The 26,202-nt window shown below is 44.5% G+C and carries 23 protein-coding genes; 12 read left to right on the forward strand and 11 right to left on the reverse strand.

The genetic code is table 11. The features are described from left to right. Nucleotides 1-62: 62 nt before the first annotated feature. From B3V51_RS03630 to B3V51_RS03640, 3 genes are all read left to right on the forward strand, one after another. Nucleotides 63-764, forward strand: coding sequence for an HAD family hydrolase (locus tag B3V51_RS03630; protein ID WP_186474258.1), 702 nt, complete (start codon nucleotides 63-65; stop codon nucleotides 762-764). A 115-nt stretch (nucleotides 765-879) separates the two neighbouring features. Beyond that, nucleotides 880-1,975 (forward strand): peptide chain release factor 2 gene (gene prfB / locus B3V51_RS03635; RefSeq protein ID WP_156770966.1). Its coding sequence is split into 2 segments (ribosomal slippage): nucleotides 880-951 and nucleotides 953-1,975, totalling 1,095 coding nucleotides; the frame shifts between segments, so codons are not numbered across the junction. A gap of 42 nt (nucleotides 1,976-2,017) precedes the next feature. Continuing rightward, nucleotides 2,018-2,302 (forward strand): pyrimidine/purine nucleoside phosphorylase, encoded by a 285-nt coding sequence (locus tag B3V51_RS03640; RefSeq protein ID WP_186474260.1) that lies wholly within the window; start codon nucleotides 2,018-2,020, stop codon nucleotides 2,300-2,302. A gap of 22 nt (nucleotides 2,303-2,324) precedes the next feature. Here B3V51_RS03640 and B3V51_RS03645 read toward each other — a convergent pair whose 3' ends face one another. Further along, complete coding sequence (locus B3V51_RS03645; RefSeq protein ID WP_186474262.1) at nucleotides 2,325-2,525, reverse strand: hypothetical protein; 201 nt, start codon at nucleotides 2,523-2,525, stop codon at nucleotides 2,325-2,327. A 202-nt stretch (nucleotides 2,526-2,727) separates the two neighbouring features. On the opposite strand from B3V51_RS03645, the gene B3V51_RS03650 reads away from it, so the two are divergent. From B3V51_RS03650 to B3V51_RS03675, 6 genes are all read left to right on the forward strand, one after another. After that, a complete protein-coding gene (locus tag B3V51_RS03650; RefSeq protein ID WP_093068457.1) occupies nucleotides 2,728-3,846 on the forward strand; it encodes a DNA topoisomerase IB in 1,119 nt (372 codons plus the stop codon). A gap of 267 nt (nucleotides 3,847-4,113) precedes the next feature. Then, the gene (locus B3V51_RS03655) at nucleotides 4,114-5,817 is read left to right on the forward strand and encodes an AMP-binding protein (protein ID WP_284719508.1); all 1,704 of its coding nucleotides are present in this window, start codon (nucleotides 4,114-4,116) and stop codon (nucleotides 5,815-5,817) included. A gap of 72 nt (nucleotides 5,818-5,889) precedes the next feature. Beyond that, complete coding sequence (locus tag B3V51_RS03660; RefSeq protein ID WP_284719507.1) at nucleotides 5,890-6,696, forward strand: SDR family NAD(P)-dependent oxidoreductase; 807 nt, start codon at nucleotides 5,890-5,892, stop codon at nucleotides 6,694-6,696. Nucleotides 6,697-6,972: 276 nt separating this feature from the next. After that, nucleotides 6,973-9,570 (forward strand): ATP-dependent chaperone ClpB, encoded by a 2,598-nt coding sequence (gene clpB / locus B3V51_RS03665; protein ID WP_284719506.1) that lies wholly within the window; start codon nucleotides 6,973-6,975, stop codon nucleotides 9,568-9,570. 209 nt (nucleotides 9,571-9,779) lie between these two features. Further along, the gene (locus tag B3V51_RS03670) at nucleotides 9,780-11,045 is read left to right on the forward strand and encodes a PQQ-dependent sugar dehydrogenase (RefSeq protein WP_286708008.1); all 1,266 of its coding nucleotides are present in this window, start codon (nucleotides 9,780-9,782) and stop codon (nucleotides 11,043-11,045) included. Nucleotides 11,046-11,212: 167 nt separating this feature from the next. Further along, on the forward strand, nucleotides 11,213-12,856 hold the full coding sequence (locus B3V51_RS03675) for a BCCT family transporter (protein ID WP_093068229.1): 1,644 nt from the start codon (nucleotides 11,213-11,215) through the stop codon (nucleotides 12,854-12,856). Between the two features lie 121 nt (nucleotides 12,857-12,977). Here the strand turns inward: B3V51_RS03675 and B3V51_RS03680 are convergent, their stop codons facing one another. The 6 genes from B3V51_RS03680 to B3V51_RS03705 all read right to left on the reverse strand — a co-directional run bounded on the left by B3V51_RS03680 (nucleotide 12,978) and on the right by B3V51_RS03705 (nucleotide 18,449). Beyond that, nucleotides 12,978-13,319, reverse strand: coding sequence for a hypothetical protein (locus tag B3V51_RS03680; protein ID WP_071001835.1), 342 nt, complete (start codon nucleotides 13,317-13,319; stop codon nucleotides 12,978-12,980). 206 nt (nucleotides 13,320-13,525) lie between these two features. After that, nucleotides 13,526-13,885 (reverse strand): DUF3144 domain-containing protein, encoded by a 360-nt coding sequence (locus B3V51_RS03685; protein WP_071001833.1) that lies wholly within the window; start codon nucleotides 13,883-13,885, stop codon nucleotides 13,526-13,528. An 83-nt stretch (nucleotides 13,886-13,968) separates the two neighbouring features. Then, the gene (gene metK, locus B3V51_RS03690) at nucleotides 13,969-15,135 is read right to left on the reverse strand and encodes a methionine adenosyltransferase (protein ID WP_075105952.1); all 1,167 of its coding nucleotides are present in this window, start codon (nucleotides 15,133-15,135) and stop codon (nucleotides 13,969-13,971) included. Between the two features lie 479 nt (nucleotides 15,136-15,614). Further along, nucleotides 15,615-16,310 (reverse strand): endonuclease III, encoded by a 696-nt coding sequence (nth, locus tag B3V51_RS03695; protein WP_058025991.1) that lies wholly within the window; start codon nucleotides 16,308-16,310, stop codon nucleotides 15,615-15,617. A gap of 91 nt (nucleotides 16,311-16,401) precedes the next feature. Then, nucleotides 16,402-17,259 (reverse strand): RnfABCDGE type electron transport complex subunit B, encoded by an 858-nt coding sequence (locus B3V51_RS03700; RefSeq protein ID WP_071003639.1) that lies wholly within the window; start codon nucleotides 17,257-17,259, stop codon nucleotides 16,402-16,404. 299 nt (nucleotides 17,260-17,558) lie between these two features. Continuing rightward, complete coding sequence (locus tag B3V51_RS03705; RefSeq protein ID WP_071001831.1) at nucleotides 17,559-18,449, reverse strand: LysR family transcriptional regulator; 891 nt, start codon at nucleotides 18,447-18,449, stop codon at nucleotides 17,559-17,561. 93 nt (nucleotides 18,450-18,542) lie between these two features. Between B3V51_RS03705 and B3V51_RS03710 the strand changes: the two genes are divergently transcribed. Further along, nucleotides 18,543-19,472 (forward strand): DMT family transporter, encoded by a 930-nt coding sequence (locus B3V51_RS03710; RefSeq protein ID WP_093068239.1) that lies wholly within the window; start codon nucleotides 18,543-18,545, stop codon nucleotides 19,470-19,472. Nucleotides 19,473-19,537: 65 nt separating this feature from the next. Here the strand turns inward: B3V51_RS03710 and nudC are convergent, their stop codons facing one another. The 3 genes from nudC to dnaQ form a co-directional block, all read right to left on the reverse strand. Continuing rightward, the gene (nudC, locus tag B3V51_RS03715) at nucleotides 19,538-20,482 is read right to left on the reverse strand and encodes an NAD(+) diphosphatase (protein ID WP_093068242.1); all 945 of its coding nucleotides are present in this window, start codon (nucleotides 20,480-20,482) and stop codon (nucleotides 19,538-19,540) included. A 131-nt stretch (nucleotides 20,483-20,613) separates the two neighbouring features. Further along, on the reverse strand, nucleotides 20,614-22,296 hold the full coding sequence (locus B3V51_RS03720; RefSeq protein ID WP_093068246.1) for a hypothetical protein: 1,683 nt from the start codon (nucleotides 22,294-22,296) through the stop codon (nucleotides 20,614-20,616). 148 nt (nucleotides 22,297-22,444) lie between these two features. Continuing rightward, nucleotides 22,445-24,085: a DNA polymerase III subunit epsilon gene (gene dnaQ, locus B3V51_RS03725; RefSeq protein ID WP_093068250.1), complete on the reverse strand. Its 1,641-nt coding sequence runs from the start codon at nucleotides 24,083-24,085 to the stop codon at nucleotides 22,445-22,447. Nucleotides 24,086-24,473: 388 nt separating this feature from the next. Between dnaQ and B3V51_RS03730 the strand changes: the two genes are divergently transcribed. Beyond that, entirely contained in the window at nucleotides 24,474-25,025 is a 552-nt protein-coding gene (locus B3V51_RS03730; RefSeq protein WP_290127436.1) for a hypothetical protein, read from the forward strand. A 100-nt stretch (nucleotides 25,026-25,125) separates the two neighbouring features. After that, nucleotides 25,126-25,431 carry a hypothetical protein gene (locus B3V51_RS03735; RefSeq protein ID WP_071003638.1) on the forward strand — a complete coding sequence of 102 codons (306 nt, stop codon included), beginning with the start codon at nucleotides 25,126-25,128 and terminating at the stop codon, nucleotides 25,429-25,431. Nucleotides 25,432-25,553: 122 nt separating this feature from the next. Here B3V51_RS03735 and B3V51_RS03740 read toward each other — a convergent pair whose 3' ends face one another. Next, nucleotides 25,554-26,033: a YkvA family protein gene (locus tag B3V51_RS03740; RefSeq protein WP_093068258.1), complete on the reverse strand. Its 480-nt coding sequence runs from the start codon at nucleotides 26,031-26,033 to the stop codon at nucleotides 25,554-25,556. Nucleotides 26,034-26,202: the final 169 nt, after the last annotated feature.

Raw genomic sequence — 26,202 nt, forward strand, 5'->3', positions numbered from 1 at the left:
GCGAATGTTCAACACGCCCTAAAAGATCCATATTTTTTCACAACCAACGATAAGGTCTCACCATGCAGGCAAATCCAGCACAAAAACAACAAAAACAACTAGCGCTATTTGATTTAGATCATACCTTACTGGATGTCGATAGTGACTATCTGTGGGGTGAGTATATCGTCAAGCACGACCTTGTCGATGAGGCTGAGTACCGTACAGCCAACCAGAAGTTTTATAATGACTATATCGAAGGGACGTTAGATGCGACAGAGTACAATGAATTCGTCGCGCAGTTTTTGAGTAGTCTGCCGCTTGATAGACTTGATGAGCTAAGAGAAGATTACATCAAAAGTGAAATCGAGCCACATATTCGCCCAAAAGCAATGGAAGCATTGTGCCAGCATATTGAGCAAGGGCACGATGTGGTGATTATTTCTGCAACCAATGATTTTGTGGTGTCCGCTATTGCCAAGCGTTTTGGTATTGAGTCAGCCAATGTATTGGCTACGCCGCTTGAGATCAAAGACAATCGTTATACGGGCAAGCTGACTGATAAACCAAACTTTCAGGCAGGCAAGATCTACCATTTAGATAAATGGCTTGATAAGCAGCAAGCAGCGGGCATCACCTTTGAAAAAACCTATGCCTATTCAGACTCCAAAAACGATATCCCGTTGCTAGAATGGGCGGATGTGGCGATCTGTGTGTCACCTGATGAGGCGCTACATGCTCATGCCTTGGCGCATCGCTGGGCAGTAGAAGATTGGTCAATATAGCTTAATGGATGCATAAGTGGTTATCACCATGATAATTAGCCAACCATTTATGATCAATCTCATTTAAAATAGCGCCAAATGCGTTATTTATTTTTTTAGAAAAACAGGAACACTTATGGAAATCAATCCGTATCAAGAACAGATTAAAGATTTATCCGAGCGCGGGCAGGATTTGCGGAGGTATCTTTGACTTCGATGGTAAGCAAGAACGCTTAGAAGAAGTCAATTTAGAGCTAGAAAACCCAGAGCTGTGGAATGATCCAGAGCGTGCCACCAAGATCAATAAAGAAAAAAGCCACCTTGATGGTGTCATCGATGTGGTGCTCTCTCTTGAAACCACGCTAGAAGATGCGTCTGCCATGCTAGAGTTGGCAGTAGAAGCAGAGGATGAGTCCTTGCTAGCTGACGTGCAAAGCGAGCTAGATGATGCTGAGCAGCGCGTGGCTGATCTAGAGTTCCGCCGTATGTTCAGCGGCGAGATGGATCCAAACAACTGCTACTTGGATATCCAGTCGGGCAGTGGCGGCACCGAAGCACAAGACTGGGCGGAGATGCTGCTGCGTATGTATACACGCTGGGCGGAAGCTCATGGCTTTAAGGTAGATGTGATTGAAGTGTCTGCTGGCAGTGTCGCGGGTATCAAGTCGGCCACCATTGAGATTAAAGGCGATTATGCGTTTGGTTGGCTGCGTACCGAGATTGGCGTCCATCGTTTGGTACGTAAGTCACCATTTGATAGCAACAATGGTCGTCATACCTCATTTGCGGCGGTGTTTGTCTCGCCTGAGATTGATGATAATGTCGAGATTGACATCAATCCTGCGGATTTGCGTATCGATACCTATCGCTCCTCAGGAGCGGGCGGTCAGCACGTCAACACGACAGATTCTGCGGTACGTATTACCCATGAGCCAAGTGGTGTGGTGGTGACTTGTCAGAATGAGCGTAGTCAGCACGGTAACAGAGCCACGGCAATGAAGATGCTGCGTGCTAAGCTCTATGAGCTTGAGATGCAAAAACGTATGGAAAAACAACAAGCGGTTGAAGACAATAAGTCTGATGTCGGCTGGGGCAGCCAGATTCGCTCATACGTGCTCGATGATTCTCGTATCAAGGATCTGCGTACCGGCGTTGAAACCTTCAACACGGGCGCGGTACTAGATGGCGACCTCGATCAGTTTATCGAAGCCAGTCTAAAAGCAGGTCTATAAAATAGAATTCAAATACCAACTAACATGTAATTAAGGAAGATTATGCCAAGCGTAAATAATTATTTTGATAATAAAGTCACTTCGATTGCTTTTCAAACAGCAACCAAGCCTGCAACAGTAGGTGTTATGGAAATTGGTGAGTATGAATTTGGCACCAGTGAGTTTGAAACCATGAGCGTGGTGAGCGGTGCATTGACGGTCAAGCTACCAGAGAGTGATGAGTGGCAAACGTTTAACGCTGGCGAGCACTTCACCGTTGAAGCCAATCAAAAATTCCAAGTAAAAGTTGACGTCGAAACCGCTTATTTATGTGTATACGGTAAATAATGACTTTTATTGTAAAGTAGTATCAAAATAAAAAAAGCCAAGCATTTGATGCTTGGCTTTTTTTGGTGGGTATTTCATTCTCGAGCTTACCCTTATCAAGCAGATTGCGCCACGTCGTCTCCGTCGTGTTTGATGGCAAACTGGTTTCATAGAACGTGAGATAGTTTTGCCATAAGTGCGCCCAAAGATCATGATCGGCGAGGGCGAGTGGCTTTATTTTCATAGGAGAATGATTTATTTTTTATAAACTTAAGTCGTGAGTAGTGCTGAATTAAGCCTTAAAAGTACAGCACTTAGAACCCGTATCGCTATTTTTATCACTGCTTTATTTTACACAGGATTACACTTTGTCCGTGGCAAACAAACAGCAAAAATAAGCGCAGTTGATTATGCTAAAACCATAAAATTATTAGATGAGTGTTGTTATGGGCAAAACAAACGAGCAGTCGACGACGCAGGATGTGCGCCATGACTATGAGCGTCTCGCACGCCGTGCCAATCTGCGTTATGTGAGTGACGACGAACCAGGTTATGAGCGTAGACGTTGGGGCCGCGGCTTTACCTATCGCGATGCAACGGGCAAGACAGTCAAAGACAAAGCATTGCGTCAGCGTTTTGATGCATTGGTGATACCGCCTATGTGGTCGGAGGTGTGGATATGCCAAGACGAAAAAGGTCATCTGCAATCGACAGGACGCGATGAAAAATCACGCAAGCAGTACTTGTATCATCCCTTGTGGAATAATATTCGTGACCAAGCCAAGTTTGATGCGATGATAGGCTTTGCAGAGGCGCTGCCCAATTTACGCGCGCAGGTCGAGACAGATTTGGAAGCAGAATCATTGTCACGCACCAATGTACTCGCTGCCGTGGTCAAATTGCTTGAAACCACGTTGATTCGTATTGGTAATAGCCGCTATGCCAAGCAAAATAAAAGCTATGGTCTGAGTACGCTACGTAGTAAGCATGTCAGCGAAACGGATAATGGACTGGCGTTTGATTTTGTCGGAAAAAGCGCCAAAGAACACCACATTGAGCTGCAAGATGAGCGTTTGATTGACATCGTGCAGGCATGTTCTGAGCTGCCGGGCTATCAAATATTTAAATACTTAGATGACAATGGACATAAACAAGTCGTCGACAGTAGCGATATCAACGACTACTTGCGAATGCATACATGCGGTATGGACTGCGAAAGCAAATTATATAGTGCAAAAGATTTTCGAACATGGATGGCAAGTGTACTCGCGGCAAGTTATCTATATGATGAGCTACAAACGACGGCAGGCGCTAACATACTTGCCAGCGCACCAGAAAGTGCTGAGCGTCAGCAGCTGGTCACCGATATGGTAAAAAGCGTGGCGGCAGAGCTGGGCAATACGCCAACCGTATGCCGCGCGTCGTATATTCACCCCATCATTATTGAGCGTTTTTTGGCAGGGGAATTTTATGATGACTACAAACAAGCACGCCGCGGTCGTACGAAAAAATACCAAAGCTGTGAGGAGAAAGCCTTACTAGGTTTTCTCAGTGCTGATCGTTAAATATCGATTCTTGAGAAAGTACTTCAAAAATAATTTAAATATTTGATCCTACAAGTTTTTTAAGTTTACTATTAGCTATTTGATGATAAATAGTTATAGGTCATGCTTATTTATATAAAATAAAAATGATACGTTATGTATTGAAATAAGTATAAAAATACGTTACTAATAGAGCATGTTAAATACAAAGATATTAAACGGTCTATAGGATGTGACCGTTTTACAATATGAATATCATTTTATCTGCTATTGCTAAAGGATTAGCTTATGAATACCGCTTCTCAAACTCCTACCCTCAGTCACACAGATGCTTCAACGACACCAAAAAACTATACCGATTATTATAATAATTTTGACATGGATACATTGCTGTCAGAAATCTTTGGCGAACATGTCGACGATCGCTTAAATGCCTATATGGCGTGCTGTGGTCGTCATGTCCGTGATGGCCGCGCGGATAATGCTGCACTGGTACACGAAGATACGGCAGGCAATGTCACGCGCATGAGCTTTGGTGAGCTTGATAAAGCCAGTGCGCAAGTCGCTAACTTACTACAGTCGTATGGCGTAAAAGCGGGGGACAAAGTAGCGACGATGCTACCGCGTACACCTGAGCTACTGACCGTTGTATTGGCAACATGGCGCATCGGCGCGGTATATCAGCCATTATTCACCGCTTTTGGCTATGACTCAATCAAATATCGCATGGATAAAGCCGATACCAAAGTCGTTTTTACCAATGTAGAGAACCGCAGCAAGTTTGATGATTTGGCCGCGCAAACCAAAATGGTATTGGTCGGCAGTACTGAGGACGCTCAGACGTGGGGTGACGATCACTACCGTCAGTCCATGGAATCACAGGCGCAAACGATGGAACCCGTCACGCTCGATACGGATGCACCATTTTTGCAGATGTTTACCTCAGGGACAGTCGGTAAGTCAAAAGGAGTGAGTGTGCCATTATCAGCCTTACCTGCTTTTTACCTATATATGCGTTATGCCATTGACCTACGCGCAGACGATCAATATTGGAACATGGCAGATCCTGGCTGGGCATATGGATTGTATTACGCCATCACAGGGCCACTGCTATTAGGGATCACGACTTATTTTAATGAAGCAGGCTTTGACGCGACCAATACGCGCGACTTTATGATGCGTCATCAGATCACCAATTTGGCCTCTTCACCAACCGCATTTCGCATGATGAAATCCAGCGGCGTTTTTGACAACGTTAATGAAGACAATAACGCCAAACTCGCTTTGCGCTGTGCCAACTCGGCAGGGGAGACGCTGAATACCGAGGTCGTTAACTGGGTCGAGACCTATCTGGGCTGTCAGGTAAAAGATCATTACGGTCAGACAGAAACGGGCATGACGTGCTGTGCGCATCATGCGCTAAAACACGAGTCACCAGTTGGCTCAATGGGAATGGCGCTACCAGGTCACACGCTGGTCGTATTGGATGATGATATGAAGGTACTACCAGATGGTAAACAAGGACAGTTAGCAGTCGTGGTTAGTCAGTCACCTGCGTTTTATTTCCATGGTTATAGCTGGAATGAAAAACAAGCTTTCGTTGATGACTACTATCTGACAGGCGATGTGGTTGAGCGTCATAGTGACGGCAGCTACTGGTTCTCAGGGCGTGATGATGACATTATCATTACGGCAGGTTACCGCGTGGGACCCACTGATGTCGAAAACACCGTCTTAGAGCATGACGCAGTGGCAGAATCTGCGGCTGTGGGCGTGCCAGACGAAGTGCGTGGACATACGATCAAATCTTATGTGGTATTAAAAGAAGGCATCGAAGGTAGCGAGCAAATCGCCAAAGAAATCCAAGAGCTGGTGCGTAAACGTCTATCCACTCATGCCTATCCACGTGAGGTCGAGTTTGTGACCGAGTTACCAAAAACACCAAGTGGCAAAATTCAACGCTTTTTGCTACGCAGTTTATCTGCCGCGTAACTACCCGATAGAGCGTTTATAGATAATTCATAGAAAACAGCTAATAAAAAATGAAGATTTAAAGGAATAATCATGCAAATTAAAGAGAATAGCTTTTTGGTCACAGGTGGTGCATCAGGTTTGGGCGAGTCAGTGGCTCGGGCGATTGTCTCTCAAGGCGGCAACGTCGTCATCGCTGATCTAAACGAATCAGCAGGGCAAGCACTGGTCGCTGAGCTGGGTGATAGTACGCGCTTTGTGCGCTGTGACATCACTAACGGCGATGAAGTACAATCAGCGGTTGAAATGGCAGAGTCAGCTTTTGGCGGCTTACAAGGCTCAATCAACTGTGCTGGTATCGTAGTGGTACAAAAGCTATTGGATCGTGATAACAATCCGGCAGACCTTGAGTCATTTAGTCGCGGGGTCAATGTCAATCTGGTCGGTTCATTTAATGTCGCCCGTTTGGTCGCGGCTAGCATTGCCAAACGCATAGCGAATGATAGCAATGCAGGCGAGCATGCAGAAAAAAACCATGTACAAAAGAATGTAGATCAAGGCATTATTATTAATACAGCTTCTATCGCAGCCTTTGATGGTCAAGTGGGTCAAGCCAGCTATTCTTCTTCCAAGGCAGGCGTGGTTGGTCTGACCTTGCCGCTTGCTCGCGAGCTGGCACGTCATGGCATCCGCGTTATGACCATCGCGCCAGGGGTTTTTGCCACACCGATGATGGAGAGCATTCCTGAAAAAGCCCGCGAGCAGCTAGAAGCAGGCGTGCCATATCCCAAGCGTTTGGGCGCTCCCAATGAGTTTGCCAAATTGGTCACTCATATCATTGATAATGCTTATCTAAATGGCGAGGTGATCCGCTTAGATGGGGCAATTCGTATGGTGTAACATTTGAATAATTCATTCGTTTTGCACAAAACTTATCTAAATAGTCTGACATAGTGCTTTGATACATATGATTAATGACAAAAAACTCATTGTGAGGATCAAAGCCTATGTCATTTTTTTATAATAAATATCATTGTCTTAAGTAAGGTTTTATTGATTTATTGTCTTGAAATAACCGTATGCATACCTTATATAAATTACAGATAACAGTGGGCACTAGACTAGGAGAGTCCCTAGAAGTTCCACTGAAAATACTAATTATAAAAGGATATAAACATGAGATTTGAGAAGTTTACGCAAAAACTGCAATCAGCTATTCAAGAAGCTCAGAGCCTAGCGTTAGGTCGTGATCATACGGGCATTGATCCTGTGCATTTGCTTGCGGTATTGCTACAAGATGAGTCTAATTTATCTATCTGCCAACAAGCAGGCGCTTCTATTCCAGCGCTAAAAAATGGCGTTGCCAAAGCACTCGATAACCAAGCGACCATTTCGGAGCCGACAGGTGACGTCAATCTAAACCCAAACTCGGTAAAAATATTGAACTTGGCAGATCGTCAGGCGCAAAAAGAAGGCGATGATTTTATTGCGACTGAATGGGTCATGTTGGCACTCGCTGAGCAAGGCGAAACCAAAAAGATATTTGAAAGTGCAGGTGTGACGGCAAGCAAACTAAAAGCGGTCATTGAGCAGCTGCGCGGTGATGATACGGTCAATAACCAAAACGCTGAAGATCAGCGTGATGCACTCAACAAATATACGATTAATCTGACTGAGCAAGCAGAGCTTGGCAAACTAGATCCAGTCATTGGCCGTGACGAAGAAATTCGCCGTACCATTCAGGTACTGTCGCGCCGTACCAAAAACAACCCTGTGCTCATCGGTGAGCCGGGCGTTGGTAAAACAGCCATCGTAGAAGGCTTGGCACAAAAAATCATCAATGGCGACGTACCAGAAGGTCTGCGCCGTAAAGAAGTGTTGTCATTAGACTTGGGCGCGCTGATTGCAGGGGCAAAATTCCGCGGTGAGTTCGAAGAGCGTCTAAAAGGCGTACTGAGCGACTTGGCAAAGCAAGAAGGTAATGTCATTTTGTTCATCGATGAGCTGCATACCATGGTTGGTGCAGGCAAGTCTGAAGGTGCAATGGATGCGGGTAATATGCTAAAACCTGCTTTGGCACGCGGTGAGCTGCACTGCGTTGGTGCGACCACCCTTGATGAGTATCGCCAGTACATCGAAAAAGACGCTGCGCTTGAACGTCGTTTTCAAAAGGTTTTGGTCGATGAGCCAACGGTCGAAGATACCATTGCGATATTACGGGGTCTAAAAGAGCGTTACGAGCTGCACCATGGCGTCGATATTCAAGATAGCGCCATCATTGCTGCTGCGCGCATGAGCCATCGCTATATCACTGACCGTAAGCTACCAGATAAGGCGATTGATTTAATTGACGAAGCGGCCAGCCGCCTGCGCATGGAGATGGATAGCAAGCCTGAATCATTAGGTAAGCTCGATAGTCGCCTCATTCAGCTAAAAATGCAGCGCGAAGTCCTCAAAAACGAAGAAGATGCTGGCGCGCAATCAGAACGTAAAGTGCTCGATGCGCAAATAGCAGAGTTAGAAAAAGAGTACGCTGATCTTAATGAAGTTTGGCAGGCAGAGAAAGCGTTGGTCAAAGGCAGTCAACAGCTAAAAGACGAGCTAGATAAAGCCCGTATCGCTTATGACAAAGCCAGCCGCGAAGGCGACTACGAGACCATGAGTAAGCTGCAATACGAGACCATTCCGCAGTTAGAACGACGTATTCATGAGTCTGACTTGGCTGAGCAAAAAGAGCAGACAGGTGAAGGTAGTGGTGTCAAACTGCTACGTAATAAAGTCACCGACAATGAAATTGCAGAAGTGGTGGCAGCCGCCACTGGTATCCCAGTCAGTAAAATGATGCAAGGCGAGCGTGACAAAATGATCGCAATGGAAGAAAAGCTCCATGAGCGTGTTATCGGTCAAAACGAAGCGGTCGAATCGGTGGCCAATGCGGTACGTCGTAGCCGTGCAGGATTATCTGATCCCAACCGTCCTTCAGGCTCGTTCTTATTCTTAGGACCTACAGGTGTTGGTAAAACTGAGCTGACCAAATCACTAGCGAACTTCTTGTTTGACTCTGAAGATGCAATCGTACGTATCGACATGAGTGAATATATGGAAAAACACAGTGTCAGTCGTCTTGTAGGGGCACCTCCAGGTTATGTCGGTTACGAAGAAGGCGGTACGTTGACTGAAGCGGTACGCCGTAAGCCATATAGCGTCATATTGTTTGATGAAGTAGAAAAAGCGCATCCAGATGTGTTCAACATCTTGCTACAAGTATTGGACGATGGTCGCTTAACCGATTCGCAAGGTCGGGTGGTAGATTTCAAAAACACCGTCATTATCATGACCAGTAACTTGGGTTCGCACAAGATTCAGGAAATGGTTGGCGAAAGTTACGAGGATATTAAAGCGGAAGTAATGGATTCTGTTGGGCAGCATTTCCGTCCAGAGTTCGTCAACCGTATTGATGAAATCGTAGTATTCCATCCGCTTGGTATGTCGCAGATGGCAGGTATTGCTGATATTCAATTGAATCGTTTGCGTCAGCGTATCCAAGAGCGTGAGATGGATATTGAGCTATCAGCCGACGCGATGAATAAATTGGTTGCCGTGGGCTATGACCCTGTTTATGGTGCTCGTCCTTTGAAGCGTGCTATTCAACAAGAGATCGAAAATCCATTATCATTGAAGCTACTAGCGGGTGATTTTGTGGCAGGTGATATTATCAAAGTCGATGTGGGTGCCGACGACGAGCTAACTTTTGATAAGCTTAGAATGAGCTAGTCACTTCTAGCCTTGAGGTCTTTATGACCTGACTGTACGTTTAAAACAAACCCCTTATCTACAATCGTAGGTAAGGGGTTTTTCGTTTATGGTGGTATTTTGCGTTACTGTTTTTTTACCATTTAAATATCTCTTAAATATCAAGACTATGCTATAAATAAATAGATGACCAATAAAATAAATGCCAATGGGATAGAAAGGACAAAACCATGACAACCCCTATTGAACGTGTAAGTTTGCCCTTAACATCGCCGTTACTCATTGCGGCTTTATTGTTTAGCACATCAGCTTGCTCCAATCCTGCAACCGTCAATACCAGCAACAACGTACCAGAACAGAAAGAGAGCCAAATCTCTAAAGCAGATATGCGGACAAGTGATGCTCAAGTTAGCGCAGACAAGCCTGAGTTTACAACCAAAGCGGTCGCCACTTTTGATGAGCCTTGGGCTATGACAGCACTACCCAGTATAGATGGCAAAGCGCCCAAACTACTAGTGACGCAAAAAACAGGAGAGTTATTCATTGTAGACACGGCGACGGGTAGCAAGACACAAGTAGCAGGCATCCCTAAAGTGGCCTATGGTGGTCAAGGTGGTTTGGGAGATATTATATTAGCACCAGATTTTGCGACTTCTAATGCTGTATATATCAGCTACGTAGAAGCAGGAAAGGGGGGTGATAGTAATAAGTTTGGGGCAAAAGTAATCAAAGCGACACTGGCAGGATTAGGCACAAATGCGCCCACACTACAGGTCATCACGCCTATTTGGGAGCAATCTCCAAAAGTCACGGGGCAAGGTCACTATAGCCATCGCTTATTGTTTTCACCTGATGGACAGTATCTATATATCAGCTCAGGAGAACGCCAGAAAAAAGAGCCTGCACAAAATATGAGCATGAATCTAGGTAAGATTATTAGATTGTATGCTGACGGCTCGGTTCCAAAGGACAATCCATTTGTCAATGATAGCAATGACATTGCCTCTCAGTTTTGGACAATGGGCAATCGCAATGTGCTCGGCATAAGATTTGATGAAAGCGGCAGGCTTTGGGCAAACGAGATGGGGCCAAAGGGCGGTGATGAATTTAATCTGATTGAAAAAGGCAAAAACTACGGCTGGCCGATTGTATCAAATGGTCGTAATTATTCAGGTACACCAATCCCAGATCACGACACTCGCCCTGAGTTTAAAATGCCTAAAATCACATGGACACCCGTTATTTCACCGTCATCACTGAGTCTATATACGGCTGGTAGCCACAATGACTTTCCAGCATTACAAGGCGATTTTTTAATCAGTGGTTTATCTTCAAAAGCGCTTATTGTCGTAAGTGTCGATGAAGATGATAGTGCTACTGAACGCTATCGTTATGACATGGGTGAGCGTGTTCGTAGCGTGCTGGCAGTCGATGGACAAGTGTGGGTATTGGAAGATGGTGATGGTGGACGATTACTCAGATTATTGCCTAAATAACATCATGATAAAGCTGCTTTTAGATCTGTATTTATGTAGACCTTTTAAAAAAAACTATCAATCTTATTAGAATAGTTTAAAGGTTTTATCAAGTTTTATTTTGTAATTGATTGATAGTTAAAGCCTATTTTGTTAAGGTAATATTCCTTAAATTTTGAGACTTGCACATGGAAGAAGTAAAAGTAGGCAGATTAGGACCTTTTCCACGGGTGAGTAAACCTGTGTTTATTACATCGTCACTGTTGATCGTTGGATTTATTATTTTCGGCGCACTTTTCACTGAAACAGCAGGGGCGGTTTTTAGTTTTTTACAGAATTTTATTACCGATAAGTTCGGTTGGTTATTTATTATCTTAGTGAATACAGCGCTTGGGCTTTGCATTTACTTAGGAATGAGTCGCTATGGTGATATTCGTTTAGGTAACCAAACGGAGCGACCACAGTACAATCTGTTTTCTTGGATTGGTATGTTGTTCTCTGCTGGTATTGGTATTGGCCTTGTCTACTGGGGTACAGCGGAGCCGTTGTATCACTTTATGGCACCACCAATGGGCGAGGCCGAAACGGTTGAAGCCGCAAAGCAAGCGATGAATATCTCATTTATGCATTGGGGTCTACACGCTTGGGGCATCTATACGATTGTGGCACTGTCGTTAGCGTATTTTCATTTTCGTCGCGGTTTGCCTTTATCGATTCGCTCAACTTTGTATCCTTTGCTCGGCAAAAGAATCTATGGTCGCTGGGGGCATACGGTCGATATCTTGGCCGTGTTCGGTACGATGTTTGGTGTGGTCACCTCACTCGGGCTTGGAGTGATGCAGATCAATGCGGGACTTGAGAAACTATTTGGCATGCCGAATAGTCTCACTGTACAGTTCGGTTTGATAGCTTTCATCACAGCGCTTGCAGCCGCTTCCGTTATGATGGGTCTGGATAAAGGTATTAAGCGCCTTAGTGATATCAATATCGGTTTTACAATCGTTTTATTGGTATTCATGGTGGCTTTAGGGCCAACGCTCTTTATCTTTGATAGCTTTATCGAAAATATCGGCAACTATCTGACTGTACTCGTGCCTTTGGGTACGTGGGGCGAGTCTTATAGTGGAACAGATTGGCAAAGTGCTTGGACGATATTTTATTGGGCATGGTGGGTGAGCTGGGCACCATTCGTTGGTATCTTTATTGCCCGTATCTCTCGTGGTCGTACCATCCGTGAGTTTACGTTTGGGGTACTGTTAATCCCTATGCTTATCTTGTTCTTTTGGTTCACGACCTTTGGTGGCGTAGCGATTCATATGGAGCTTGCCTCTGCTGTGACAGGTATTAGCCCAGGTTTGGTTGAAGCAGTACAAGCAGATACCGGTAGCGCAATCTTTAAGCTAGTTGAGTACTACCCACTAGCCAAACCGATTACGTTAATGATTGTTGTCATGATTATGCTTTGGTTTGTGACTTCGTCAGATTCGGCCAGTTTTGTTATCGATATGCTGACCGCTGGTGGCGATACCAATCCACCAAAGATTCAGCGTTTGTTTTGGGCAACCACAGAAGGCGTTATCGCTGCCATATTGTTAGCGGCTGGTGGATTGTCTGCTTTGCAGGCAGCTGCCATCGTAGCAGGATTGCCATTTGCTTTAGTGGTTTTTGTCATAATGTATGCGTTGTTACGCGGATTAGGACGTGATCGTCTGATTCTTTACCGTGCGCAGCAAAGCTATATCACAGATGAGTCAGCAGATCATAACTCTGCAGATGAGTTTGTTGATGAGCATTTACTCAAAGGCCCACCTAAGATTGTTAAGGGTGACTAAGCAGTAAAATCGTTATTTTAACCATTGTTCTAATCATTAATAGAAGCCCCAATTTATTTTTAAATTGGGGCTTCTTTGTGGCTACTCAAATATATTTTTTGGAATGAAGTATTCTTATGAATTAACTGCATTCACCTTTGGTATAACTAATGGCCTCAGGTATGTTACAGGCCGAGCAAGCATTACCTGCCGTACGGTAGCTTATCACTGAGCCAACTTTCGTTTTTACACAGACTGGATCATATTGCATGGTACACATGGTCTTCTCAGAGCGAGAGGTTGGACAGTGAGTTAAGGTGTTTTCAAGCATTTGACTGTTATCTGTTGCAGGTTGCGTGGGAGTAACTGCGCCAGGCGTAGCGCTGCAACCCGCCAGTGCTAATACCAAGGAGACGACAGCTAATGATGGTTTGAGGGATTGCGCCAGTGTAGGCAGTGATAATTTAGATAGCGTTTTTTGCATGATGTGATGTCCTTATTTGCAAGCGTTCTATTACCGCTCGTCACGTTATTGATAGATCGATATAGCACTTAAAGTTTTATAATAACTAATGAATGGCTATGGACTCAATAACATAATACAAAAAACCCAAGCTTGAGCGGCTTGGGTTTTTTGTTAAATACAGATGATTGTCACAGCAGAATATCTACCTAGATAAGAATAGCAACTTATTCAGCTGGCTTATCATCTTTGTTTAGCTGCACATATTTATCGAAATTTTGTGCATAATCTGTCAAATTGTCACTTAGCATCTGGCGATATTGTTTGACATAAAACTCGACGATATCGTCTTTTTCTTTGGCAAAATCATCGGCTTTCACGAAGCCAATCGAGGCCACAGAGGCGCTGTAGCGTGCGGCAGCATATAACAAAGAAGCACCTACCTGTCCTGAATGGGCATCAGGGCCTAGCTGACTATTGGCGACACCGATGATAGCATCAGCGCGTTGGTAAAACGCCTGCATTTCAGGGGTGATTTCAATGCTTGCATCCACATTGTTGTCTTGAGTGTTGCTGTCTTGAGACATAAGCTGCTCCTAATAATAAGTGTCGATAATTTTAGTATATAAAGGCGGTTTGTAAATGATTCAACGTAATGACTCTATGACCCTTATAAGCCAGCGTCTGCTTTTAAGATATCTGCTTTGTCTGTTTTTTCCCAAGTAAAGGCAGTTTCTGAGCCTTGACGACCAAAATGTCCAAAGGTAGCCGTCTGCTGATACATTGGCTGTAATAGGTTCAGCATACGAGTGATGCCATAAGGACGCAAATCAAAATGAGTACGAATCAGGCGAATGATTTCATCGTTACTGATTTTGCTCGTGCCAAAAGTGTTGACAGAGATAGACGTTGGCTCAGCAACCCCAATCGCGTAACTGACTTGTACTTCACAGCGATCAGCAAGACCAGCTGCGACGATGTTTTTGGCCACATAACGTACCGCATAAGCAGCACTGCGATCTACTTTTGAGGGATCTTTACCACTAAAAGCACCGCCCCCATGACGTGCCATACCGCCGTAAGTATCGACAATGATTTTGCGGCCTGTTAAGCCTGCATCACCCACAGGACCACCAATGACAAACTTACCCGTTGGATTGATATGGTAGCGTGTACCCGCATGTAACAGATCAGCCGGTAGCACTTGCTTGATGATAGATTCCATCACTGCTTCTTGCAGATCAGACTGCGAGATGCTCGGATCATGCTGAGTTGATAGAACGACCGCATCGATTGCAGCAGGACGGTTGCCATCATACTTCAAGGTAACCTGCGCTTTGGCATCAGGACGGAGCCATGGTAGCTCGCCTGCACGGCGCAGCTCAGATTGACGCTCCATCAAACGATGGGCATATTCAATAGGGGCCGGCATTAATACATCAGTTTCATTACTGGCGTAACCAAACATTAAACCTTGATCGCCTGCACCTTGCTCTTCAGGATCATGACGATCGACACCTTGAGCGATTTCAGGAGACTGCTTACCCAGCATATTGATGACCGCACAAGTCTCGCCATCAAAACCCAAATCTGAGTGGTGATAACCAATGCCGTTGACCGTGTCACGCACCAGCCGCTCTAAATCGATATTGGCAGTTGTGGTGATTTCACCGGCAAGTATCACCGCGCCTGTTTTTACTAAAGTTTCGCAGGCCACACGTGCGTGTAAGTCTTCACGTAAGATAGCATCAAGGATGGCGTCTGATATTTGGTCAGCCATTTTGTCAGGGTGGCCTTCGCTCACAGATTCGGAGGTAAATAAGTTGTATTCACGCATAATGGGATCGCTTAATTGAATCAATAAAGGTAGGAAAAGCAACACTCTGGGTGCTGCTCTAATTAATGTTGACCACGCATTTACGCGGCAGATAATCGGTATTTCTCAATGCTAAAAATCGGTGTTGAACAAAGTTTTTGTCATCAATTTGGCTAAAATCTAGACCTACTATCATTCAATCAATTCATATATGGAGCAATGATAATAAGCTTTTATGGCTATGGCGGTAGAGAGTTAGGTCAATGTTCGCTCTAATAGGCTACTGTCAGTGTGCAGATTGCCTTATCAGAAGCGGGGTAATTGCCAAAATCTCTTAACACAAAATAGGGTTATTCTACCCTGAAACGTTATAAAACTCTAGTGAGCAGCACTTGCTATACTATAAGAAATGCTCAACAAGTGATTCACTGTCGTAAAACGTAGGTACTTGCCAGTTCATGGCTACATAAGTTTGTCTTTGAGACAGGAGTGTCACTACGTTATAGTTCTAAAAAGGTCGCTTTATCTTTAAACATGCACTCTTCATAGACGGGGCAAGCGCCGCATTTGGGTGTACGCGCTTGGCAGGTATAGCGCCCGTGCAAAATAAGATAATGATGCGCATCAACGATAAAGTCATCGGGTATACGCTCGACCAGTTTGTTTTCGACGATGAGCACCGTTTTACCAGTAGCGAGTCCAGTACGATTGCCGACGCGAAAGATATGCGTGTCGACCGCCATGGTTGGCTGACCAAAAGCAGTATTCAAAACTACGTTGGCGGTTTTACGCCCCACACCAGCTAATGATTCTAGATCTTTGCGGTTGTCAGGGACGGTGCTATCAAACTTTTCAATCAAATCGCGGCAAGTCTTGATGACATTTTTGGCTTTTGCGTTATATAAGCCAATATTTTTGATATACGTCTTTAGACCTTCTTCGCCTAGTGCCAGTATAGCTTCAGGTGTGTTCGCCACGGGGTACAACTGCTGAGTGGCAATATTGACGCTCACATCAGTTGCCTGTGCAGATAAGATAACGGCGATGAGCAGCTCGAAATTACTGCCGTAATTTAGCTCGGTGACAGGCTCGTCAATCGTCGCCGCTAGCTTTTCAAAAAATGGACGCACATCGCGATTGGGCATTCTTCTAGAGGGCGGTGTATCGGCTGTTTTATGTTTGACCGTTTTACTCATGGTGTTTTAACTATTATTTTAGTGAGTGGTGTTGCAAAATTATATGCTAGCGATGGCATTTATATGAGTTATTAAAGTATCAATCACGTAATCACAGCACCGCTTGTAATGCGTCGAGCTCTGCTTGCAAGCCTTCAAGCTCCATTTGTTTTTTATCATTGGCGCGCACGCTGAGCTGCTTTTCGAGTTTTTTGATTTTGGTACGTAGTTTAGCCGCTGCAATGGTATTCTTTGCTTGTGCTTCGCTAATATTTAGCGATTGGCTCGTTGCATTGTTGAGCTTGGCCTCTACCATGCTGACCACAGGTTTGCTATTGCTGGTATCAGCCAGTTGTTCTGTCACGCGTTTGAGATGCGTGTGGTAGCGCTGTCTCAAGTCTTCTTGTTCGGCTACTCTCTCAAAGGGAGAAAGCTCACGCTCGACAATGACCAAGTCGATACAATCAACAGGGCAGGGTGCGATACATAGCTCACAGCCTGTGCACAAATCGGTAAAAATCGTATGCATGTGTTTGCCAGTACCGACGATAGCATCCACTGGACAAGCCGGAATACATTTGGTACAGCCGATACAGTCGTCTTCACGAATCACAGCACGAACCTCTGTTGGACGTCCTGATGTCATGTCTATCGGCCATTGTGATGGTGCGGCTGTCAGATGAGTATCTATCCCAATTGTCTGAGCGATAGCGTCCGTTACTGGCTGGCCACCAGGCACACATTTATTGTATGGCTCACCCTTTAATACGATAGCAGTGGCGTAAGGCAAGCAGCCATCTGGATGCTCACAAAGCCCGCATTGCGTTTGCGGCAGACAAGCATCAACGCGTGCAATTTTTGTCTGTACATCATTTGGCAGGGTATCAATGTGCAGCGACTTAAACAAGATCGGTAAATCTGTCAAGCGTGTCTGTTCAGTACTTTGAGGATGGGTGTCGGTTTGGGACATGGTATTACTGGCCTTAGTATCGGTCATCATTAGCGACTGTCACTTATGTCTGTCAGTGGCTAGGTAGATAAGTGACTATTGATTGCATATTTTATAGGCAAATTATGGATCTTTGTACTGACGTTCTATATCAAATAGTCAATCACCCAGCCGTATTGATCGCTGTTGCGCTGCGAAGATTAACACATTTAAAGCCGTAAAACATCAGGGTCGAAAACCTAGTCTTTAACATTAAAAATTAAAGCATAAGATCAATGATATTGTGATGCATTTATTCTCGGTGAGCGTTTGCGGAATGTCTACTTACCAAAACGCTTGAGGATAAAATCAATTAATAGATGCATGCGATGAGGCATGTTATCACGGTCGCGATAGAGCATCTGGCAGCCTCTAGGTTGGTTATTCCAATCAGGCAATACTTGCTGCAAACCGCCTGATGTGATCAAAGGCTGTGCATCATAATCGGGGATGAAACCTAGACCGATACCATCCGCAATAGCCCCCGTTAGTAAACTAATATTATCAACTTTTAGACGGATATTATTTGTTGGCTGATGCGTCTGTACCTCGCCCGTTATACGATGCTGTAGATGCCAAGTAGACATAGGGGTGCACAGTACCGTAGGGTAGCCTGCCAAATCATTGGGCGTTTGGATATCGGATACATCGATATCGCTGGCTGCACAAATGATAAAGCGAATATTGGTCAGCTGCCGCCCAATCCAATGATTGGCACTGTGTTCACCAATACGAAAAGCGACATCAATAGCTTGCGCGTCAATATCAATGGTCTGATTGGACAGACGCAAATCTAAATGGATATCTGGATATTGTTTTAAAAAAGCATTGAAATGCGGCGCTAAAATATCACTACCAAAATTGACAGGGGCGCTGATTCTGATTGTGCCTTTGGCCTCATTTTTATCTTGTAGTAAGCAACACGCGACGTTTTCTAATTCATCAAAGAGATGGGCGCTGCTCTTATAATATTGTTGCCCTGCATGGGTCAACTGTACGCGGTGCGCATCTCGGTTGAGCAACCTAAGTGCCAGATCTGCTTCTAGTTTGGCAACTCGGCGACTCAATGTCGATAGGGGCATGTCAAGCATTATAGAGGCTTGGCGAAAGCTGCCGTAGCGGACAACCGCGCAAAAACTGCGCATGTCATCGAGGGAGTAGTTAAATTTCATATTCAGAATCTATGCTCTCGTTATTGCTTGTTTATACCGTATTTAAAATATATACACTGGTGCTTATCTTTTCGCAAGTTTTTTGGGTGCAATATGAGCCGTTCAGCGAACACCACCGCCGTCCTATATTTATTACTGTGTACGTTTCTCTGGGGCGCAAGTTTTCCTGTCGGCAAGCATGCCTTGAGTGAAGTAAACGCATTAACCTTAGTCATGTGGCGTTTTAGCATTGCCTCGGTGTGTCTGTATCTTTATACAAAATATAAACACATGCCAATCCCTACTCTCACACCCAAACAATGGGCGTGGGCGATTGGTGTATCCATCATTGGTGTTGGTGGCTTAAACTTGGGGCTGTTTACTGGGCTTGAACAGACCAATGCCAATAATGGTGCGTTGATTATGGCGCTTAGCCCGCTGGTTACTTCATTGATTGGTTCTATAGCGCAGCGCCAGTTTCCTACCAAAGGCGCGCTGTTTAGTTTGGTGGTTTGTCTCTCTGGCGTACTGCTGGTACTGACCGATGGCGCATTTGCCAAACTGCTAGGGTTTGAATTTAACCATGGCGATCAAATGATTTTTTTAGGTATGCTGTGCTGGAGTCTCTATACTTATCTGACTCAAGGTATCAGTCGCTGGATGCCAATGATTCCTTATACCTTGGTCGGTATGCTGTCAGGTCTTGGGGTGATATCGCTCATGGTGTTATTTAGTGCAGAGGTACATCCATTGCAAGAAAGCTTAGCCATCAGTCGCAGTGTCTTTGGCGACTTGATATTTATTGGCGTCTTCGGCACGGTTGGCGGTTATCTATTGTGGATCTCTGGCGTCAAGCAGTTGGGCGCTGCTAATGCGTCATTATTCTTTAATTTTGTGCCAGTGTTTGCTGCGCTCACGGCCTTTGCTTACGGTCAGCAAGTGACCGCTTTGCAATTATTAGGTATGGCGATTGTGATTGCAGGGCTATTGATACCCAGACTTGTCAAATGGCAATATCAGCGTCTGACCGTCCATAATGTCTAAGTGAAACGCAGTAGGCACTGACATTAGCCGCTAAAATGAGCTGCCAGTGTCAGTGTCATTTAATTTCATAATAAAATGCCTTGTTCTTTGGCAATCTGATCGATCAATTCTCGAGCGATACTGCCCTTTGGTGGAATCTTTGGCAGGTTAGAGAGATCAAAAAAATCAGCATGCGCCAGTTCGTCTTCTTGAATAATAATATCGCCACTGGCATAAGAGGCACGGAACCCAAGCATCAAATTGGAGGGAAATGGCCAAGGCTGGCTACTCACATAACGAATATCTGATACGCTGATATTGACCTCTTCTGCCACCTCACGTACCACCGCATGCTCTAGGCTTTCACCGACCTCGACAAACCCAGCGATCAAACCATACATGGGCGGCAGTTTTTGCTGTCCGTGACGGTGATGGTGCGCGAGTAAGATTTGCATTTCATCTGTTACTGGGTTTGGGCGGGTAATCGCCGTAATCACACATGGCTGGACGCGAGGATACTGGCGCAGCTGGCATACTGGACAAACCATGGCGCGCTCGTCTTGGTCAGCATGTACGGTAGGACTGGCACAGCGACTACAGAACTGCGTATCTGCTTGCCACCTTAATAACTGTATCGCTTGACTGATCTGGTCAGATAGGGCAACAGGTATGTTATTTATCAGCTGTCGATAAGGGACAAAGGTATCAGTACTGCTTTCGGCGATGATAGGCAGCGTCACGTTATGAGCGACTGCGTAATCATAAGTCATGGCAGTGGTGGACGGCGCAGTGAAGGTTTGGGCAGTGTTTTCATTGATCAAATCAGATGAAAGGCTATCCATATTATTATTATCATCAGATTGCCAGTGATTTGGCGATAGACTCTCATGTAGCGTCACGTGACCGAGCCGATAAGCTTGCTCGTCTGAACCAGTACGACTCTGTGGTAGTTGGATTTGTAATGGCCACCAACCATCTGGCATTTGACGGCATAAAACAGTGTCATCACTCAATATAAAAGCATGGGCCATAAAAGATTCCAAACAGTTTGAAGCAAATCCGTATCGATTTAGATACAGACTTATTTAACGTGAAGTATTCTGATTAAGTTTTATCGCCGCAAAATGACAAAATGGCGACGATAAAACCTGTGCAAGCAGTACTAAGCAGCAAGTAGATGACTTAAGCTTTGCTGGCCAACGTCAAGCGCTTGTTTACTGACAGGACGATGGTTCTCAAAACCATCCAGATGATGATCGACCGCCATAATCACATCAGCAATATAAGCCAGTGTATCGTCTTCGATACGTCGTCCACTCTCTATGCGTTTTTCGATATAAATGGCTAATTGACCAAGCATGCTGGCGGGTGTTGGCAAATGTAAAAAGCGCAATGCACCTGCCACTTGGCGCATCATTCCCGGTATATTCTGAATATTAAGCATGTCGCGTTCAGGCTCTGCCAAATAGTCGTTAATTGCTTGCTCGGCACTTGCAATGGCGGTACGGCTTTCTTGTATGAGAGTATCGTATGATGTATTGAGCTGATGCAATGAGATATGCTGATTATTCAGTGGTAAGTAGATCGCCCCTGGGGTATGCATCTCTGCCATTGCAATTGTAGCATTCTCTGCATGCATCAATGCCAGTAATAAGTGATCAAAGTCATCCGGCGAAGGCGCCTGCCAATGGCTGACCGCACCCGCCGCTGTGATAAGACTATCAGCTGCATTGGACAATCCTAGCAGGCGCAGTGCTGAGCTCAGTTCAGTCAACTCTTCAATGATCTGGGCAGTTTGCATATCAACAGGATTGATGGAGTCGCCGCGTGCATAGCTGTCGACATTTTCTTTAATATTATTGATTTGAGACTGAATAATGTCATTTAGTGTATCGGTGAGTGCGCGATTGGGACCAAATAAGAAACGCTTCATCTCATCAAGCTGATCGCCTTCTAGATAGTTACTTGCGTACTGCTCACGTAATTGCTGCGCCTCAACAGTATCACGCTGACAGGCAAAATTAACTAAGTCTGCAAAACGTGTATCCATCACAGGTAAGTAGCTTTGGAACTGCTGCTCCACATAAATCAGCGTATGCTTTTGGCTCACGTTCAACGGTAAGACCGCGGCAATATCTGTCACAGCAGTCGCTGCTGCTTGCCAAAATAGGCTGTTACTATTTGATGCGATCAAAGCGCAGGCAGCACTCATGGCATCGAGTTTTTGCTGATCGTTTGAGTCAATATTGCCATCTTGATTGAGTAGGGCAACGCCAAGACCGCTACGATAGGCATAGGTCAGGAGTTTTGTATCCAAATTGAGCGCGCTTAGTGGTTCAAAGTTTTTCTCTGGGTTAGCAATGATGACGCTACTGCTCCCAAAAGTAGAAAAGTCCTCGACCGTCATTGGTGGTTTTTGTCCATGCGCATTGAGATTATTAACCACTGGCAATAACAAAGTAGGCTCTACCGACTCAGTCAATAATACAAACTCGACATAGCGATCTAAAGTCATAATGGCTTCTGATAAATCCATGATGAGAGCCGTGTCATTGTTGTCGCCGTTGTCATAAAGGCGCTGTAGACCGTCAATGATGGCATTGTTTAACACTTCTGCACCAACAAGAGAAATCAGTTTAAAAATACAAGACAGCTGCTTTAAAACGCTAATAGAATCTGACAATAAAGGTGCTTGGCTACTATCGTCATTGAACTCGCTCAGATGAATCTCAGTATCTTTGAGCGTTGCGATAATCTCATCATGCAATAAGTGGAGTGACGGTAGGTTGAAATCAGTAACACTAAGCGTGGGGGCGGTTAACTTCATTTGCGCAGACTGGTCCATAAGTATTTTTCCATAATGTACTGATGAGAATGACGATGGTATCAATGGGGTAGTAAAAATATTGGTTAATGATGTTTTAACGTTTTATATGATAATAATCAAGGCTATATTGTACAAATGTTGGTGTAATTCAGGCTTGATGTAGCGGCTACATATTGGCTTTTAGCTCAGGGTAGTCCTCTGCAAGAGAAGCGTACCAGCTTTGGTTGGTAGTCTCATCTGACGTCGATGCTAGCAATAAATTGGCCAAATTGGCAAAACTGGTATGGGCAGTTTGCCCGCCCTCTGTGGGTGCGTCTTCTTCAATGGCAAGCGTCACTTGACCGCCAGTCATCGCCAAGTAAACTTCGGCTAAAATCTCTGAATCCAGTAAGGCGCCGTGAAAGGTACGGTCTTGCTTACCAACGTCCAGACGACGTACGAGGGCATCCAATGTGTTCTTTTGTCCAGGATATTGCTGCTTTGCCATGACCAGTGAATCGGTCACTTGTACGCGCTCAGCAAAGTCATTGAGACCGACTTTCGCAAACTCCATGTTTAAGAAGTTCATATCAAAGGTGGCGTTGTGAGCGATAATCTCAGCACCATCCATAAAGTCGTATAATGACTGGGCAACTTGATCAAAGGTGGGCTTGTCCGCCAAAAATGCCTCAGAGATCCCATGAATACGAATAACTTCATCATCCATGCCACGCTGCGGATTGATATAGACGTGTAGTTTTTCACCAGTAAATTTACGCCCAACCATCTCAACAATACCGATCTCAATGATACGGTCGCCTTTTAATGCGTCCAGTCCTGTGGTCTCTGTATCCATGATGAGCTGACGATTTGCTTCATGACGATGTATCGGTTTTGGCAATAGCGGTTTGAAATGAGGATTGGCACGACTCGTATCCCCATCAAACTTGGGTGTATCAGTATCTATAGGTGGGATATCACTAGTCATGTCGGTATCATTCATGGGTACTTGGGCTTCTGGCATGGCTTTATTACTCATCATTTTGGGTGCGTTGTCTGGATGGTGAGGAGTCTCTACCATGACATCATTATGCATCATACGTGCTTCATGGCTATGTTGACTGTCATTGATTCGTAACTCATCTTCTGACACATCCTCAAACTCGTCATCTACCATATCTAGACCCAATGGGTCGAACTTTAGCCAATCATCATTGGCGACAGGTTTTTTATCAGTCGCTATGCGGTCTTTTTTTTTAGGGGCGTCTGATTCGTTTATCACAGGTTTTTGTGCCACAGATTCTTTTATCATAGAGGAGTGACCACTGTTTGACGTAACCCCTAAGTTTGCCAGTTCGTCTGCTTTTTCATTACCGGCATGTCCAGCGTGACCCTTAACCCAGTGCCAATCAACATCACGCTGTTGACATAGCTTATCCAATTGTTGCCAAAGGTCTTGATTGGCGACGGGCTTTTTGCTCGCTGTTTTCCAGCCTTTTTTCTTCCAGCCTTCAATCCATTCGGTGATGCCTTTTTGGACGTAGCTGGAATCTGTCCAAATCTCAAGTTTTTGCTCATGTGAGCTATGTGTTAGGGCCTGTATCGCACCCATGAGCTCCATGCGATTATTGGTGGTTTCCGTATCACCGCCATATAAATCCTGCGTGCTACCATCGCTAAATATAAGGTGCGCGCCCCAACCGCCAGCGCCGGGATTGCCTTTGCAGGCACCGTCAGTATACGCTACCGTTATGTTTTTCTTGGCGGCTAACGGATCAGTTGCGTTGCTTGTATTAGAGTGTGGCATGGCGTTACGGTTGTCTGACATAGAGATGTATAAACCTGATAAATAGTAAGCATAAAAGTAGTATTAGAGCATCGCGCTCATACTAATTGAACGATGCTAGTGCCGCTGTGAGTATAACAAATCTATCGTAAATATGGGTGGTCGTGACGCACAAAATCACAAAACTAGGGATGGCAACGCATAACACAATAGTAACCTGATTGTTTTCTGTTAAAATAGCTTGGCTCGCTAAAAAACGTCTATTTTTTAGCGAAAATGCTTTTAAAGAAGCCAATACCAGCGCGCTGTCTTTGTCACATTTGTCACAATAGTATCCAAAGAAAATATTTGTAGATAGCTATTTGATAGTTTTCTTATGACAACGCGCTCAGTGCAAGTCTCCCATACATGACCGCAGGATAGCTTTATTATGTCTTTATGCTCAAGTATTTTTTATAAGCGACTGACGTATCTGATGCTCAGTGCTACGGCCAGCACAGTGCTCCTTTTGAGTGGCTGTAGTGATAGCAGTGATGCTCAGGCAGATACTGAGGTCGCGGCAACCGATTTATCTGTGTTTGCAGGCTGTTATACAGTGAGTCAAGACGAGCCTGCGCAAATAAAGATTAGCCAACAAGAAGGCGCTTGGGTGATGCAGATGAAAGAGCCTGCAAGTGCTAAGCGTGTGTGGGATGAGCCTGAAGCGTTAGAAGTGATTAAAAATAGTGATATACCGCAGTTTTTCTCTATTGATCCAGATAATGTCGATGCGGTGATCGGGCGTCCTGATCGAGTGCTAGTATTGGCGCATGTCAAGCCTGCCTATGCCAATATCGACCCACTCTTAGACAGTGAGTATCTGTCTTATATTTACCGAGGTGCTAACACCATCTATCGAGTAGAGTGTGACGACATCAATACCGATATATTGGCCAATCCACATGCCAACGTCATTATCGATAATGTGAATGAGAGTAGTTAGATAAGTATTGCTCATAAGTAGCATAAATATCGTTGATGATCAATTGTATTTGTCCAAAACGATCTTGCTACAAGCCTTTAAATCAGTAGAGTCAAGCTATATGAATTTTTTTAGTTATGTTGTGTTAGGTGGGTTTTCTTATGCCGCGGGTTGGGCGATAAGAACGTATGTATTAGAAAAGCAGCCGAAGACTGACCAACCTTATAATCTCAAGCATCCTGCTATTTTGGCGTACTTGGCTGGGTTTTTTATCGTTATGCTGATTGTTTCGTGGTTGATTGGTCGCTATATTTTAGGTCATGTGGTGATTGACTTACCGTTTATCATCGTCAACAGCCTCGTAGCAACTTTCGTGTACTCGTTTGGCCTCAATCCAGAAAAAGCGAGCTACGATGTGCCGAATTAAAATCTGACGTTTGGAGGTTTAACCGTTCAGCGTCAGATTGATTAAAGCAACAAAAAAGCCACAACCAAGTGAGTGGCTGTGGCTTTTTTTAAACTGCTAATTATCGGTTAAGACATAACTAGTTACGAAGCCTTTTTGAGATCAGTACTGGTTTCATTGTCATCTTCTTCATCAGTGCTGCTTTTATCATGACTGATCTTGTCCGTGTGTTTGTCATTTTCCGATGTGCTTTTGGCATCCGCTTGTTCTTGTTTCCATACTTTATATTTTTGCAAATCTTTTCTGGCTTGTTTTAAACAAAATTTAAGTACAAGTGCGTCATCGATATAACCGATAAACGGAATAGAGTCTGGGATAAGGTCAATAGGATTTATTGTGTATATTGCCCCAACCACACCAGCTGAAATGGTTCTAAAAGGAATCTTACGATAGTCACCTTTATAGTAGTCTTTGATTAGACTCATAAATAGCATCAAATCATCGCTAAAAGGTTCAAGATAACTATTGTCTTCTAGCTTTTCTTTAAGTTTGTCTTCTTTTCCAATCAAGTATTTCAAATTAGAAACGAGTGTTTTTTCTTTATCATTTTTCTTGGTAAACATAATTGTTGCCTTTATTTTTGTGCGATGAATTTGTATCTACAGTAACAAACATACTCGCCCCATGTTGTATGTCTCGGTAGCGAAAAAGTAAATATAGGTAAAGGCTTGGGTAACTTGACTGCTGGCAAGATGCGTTACAATGTTTGAGTATGACGGCTTCATTTGTGAT

The organism is Psychrobacter sp. UBA2514 (assembly GCF_002341255.1).
GTDB lineage: Bacteria > Pseudomonadota > Gammaproteobacteria > Pseudomonadales > Moraxellaceae > Psychrobacter > Psychrobacter pacificensis.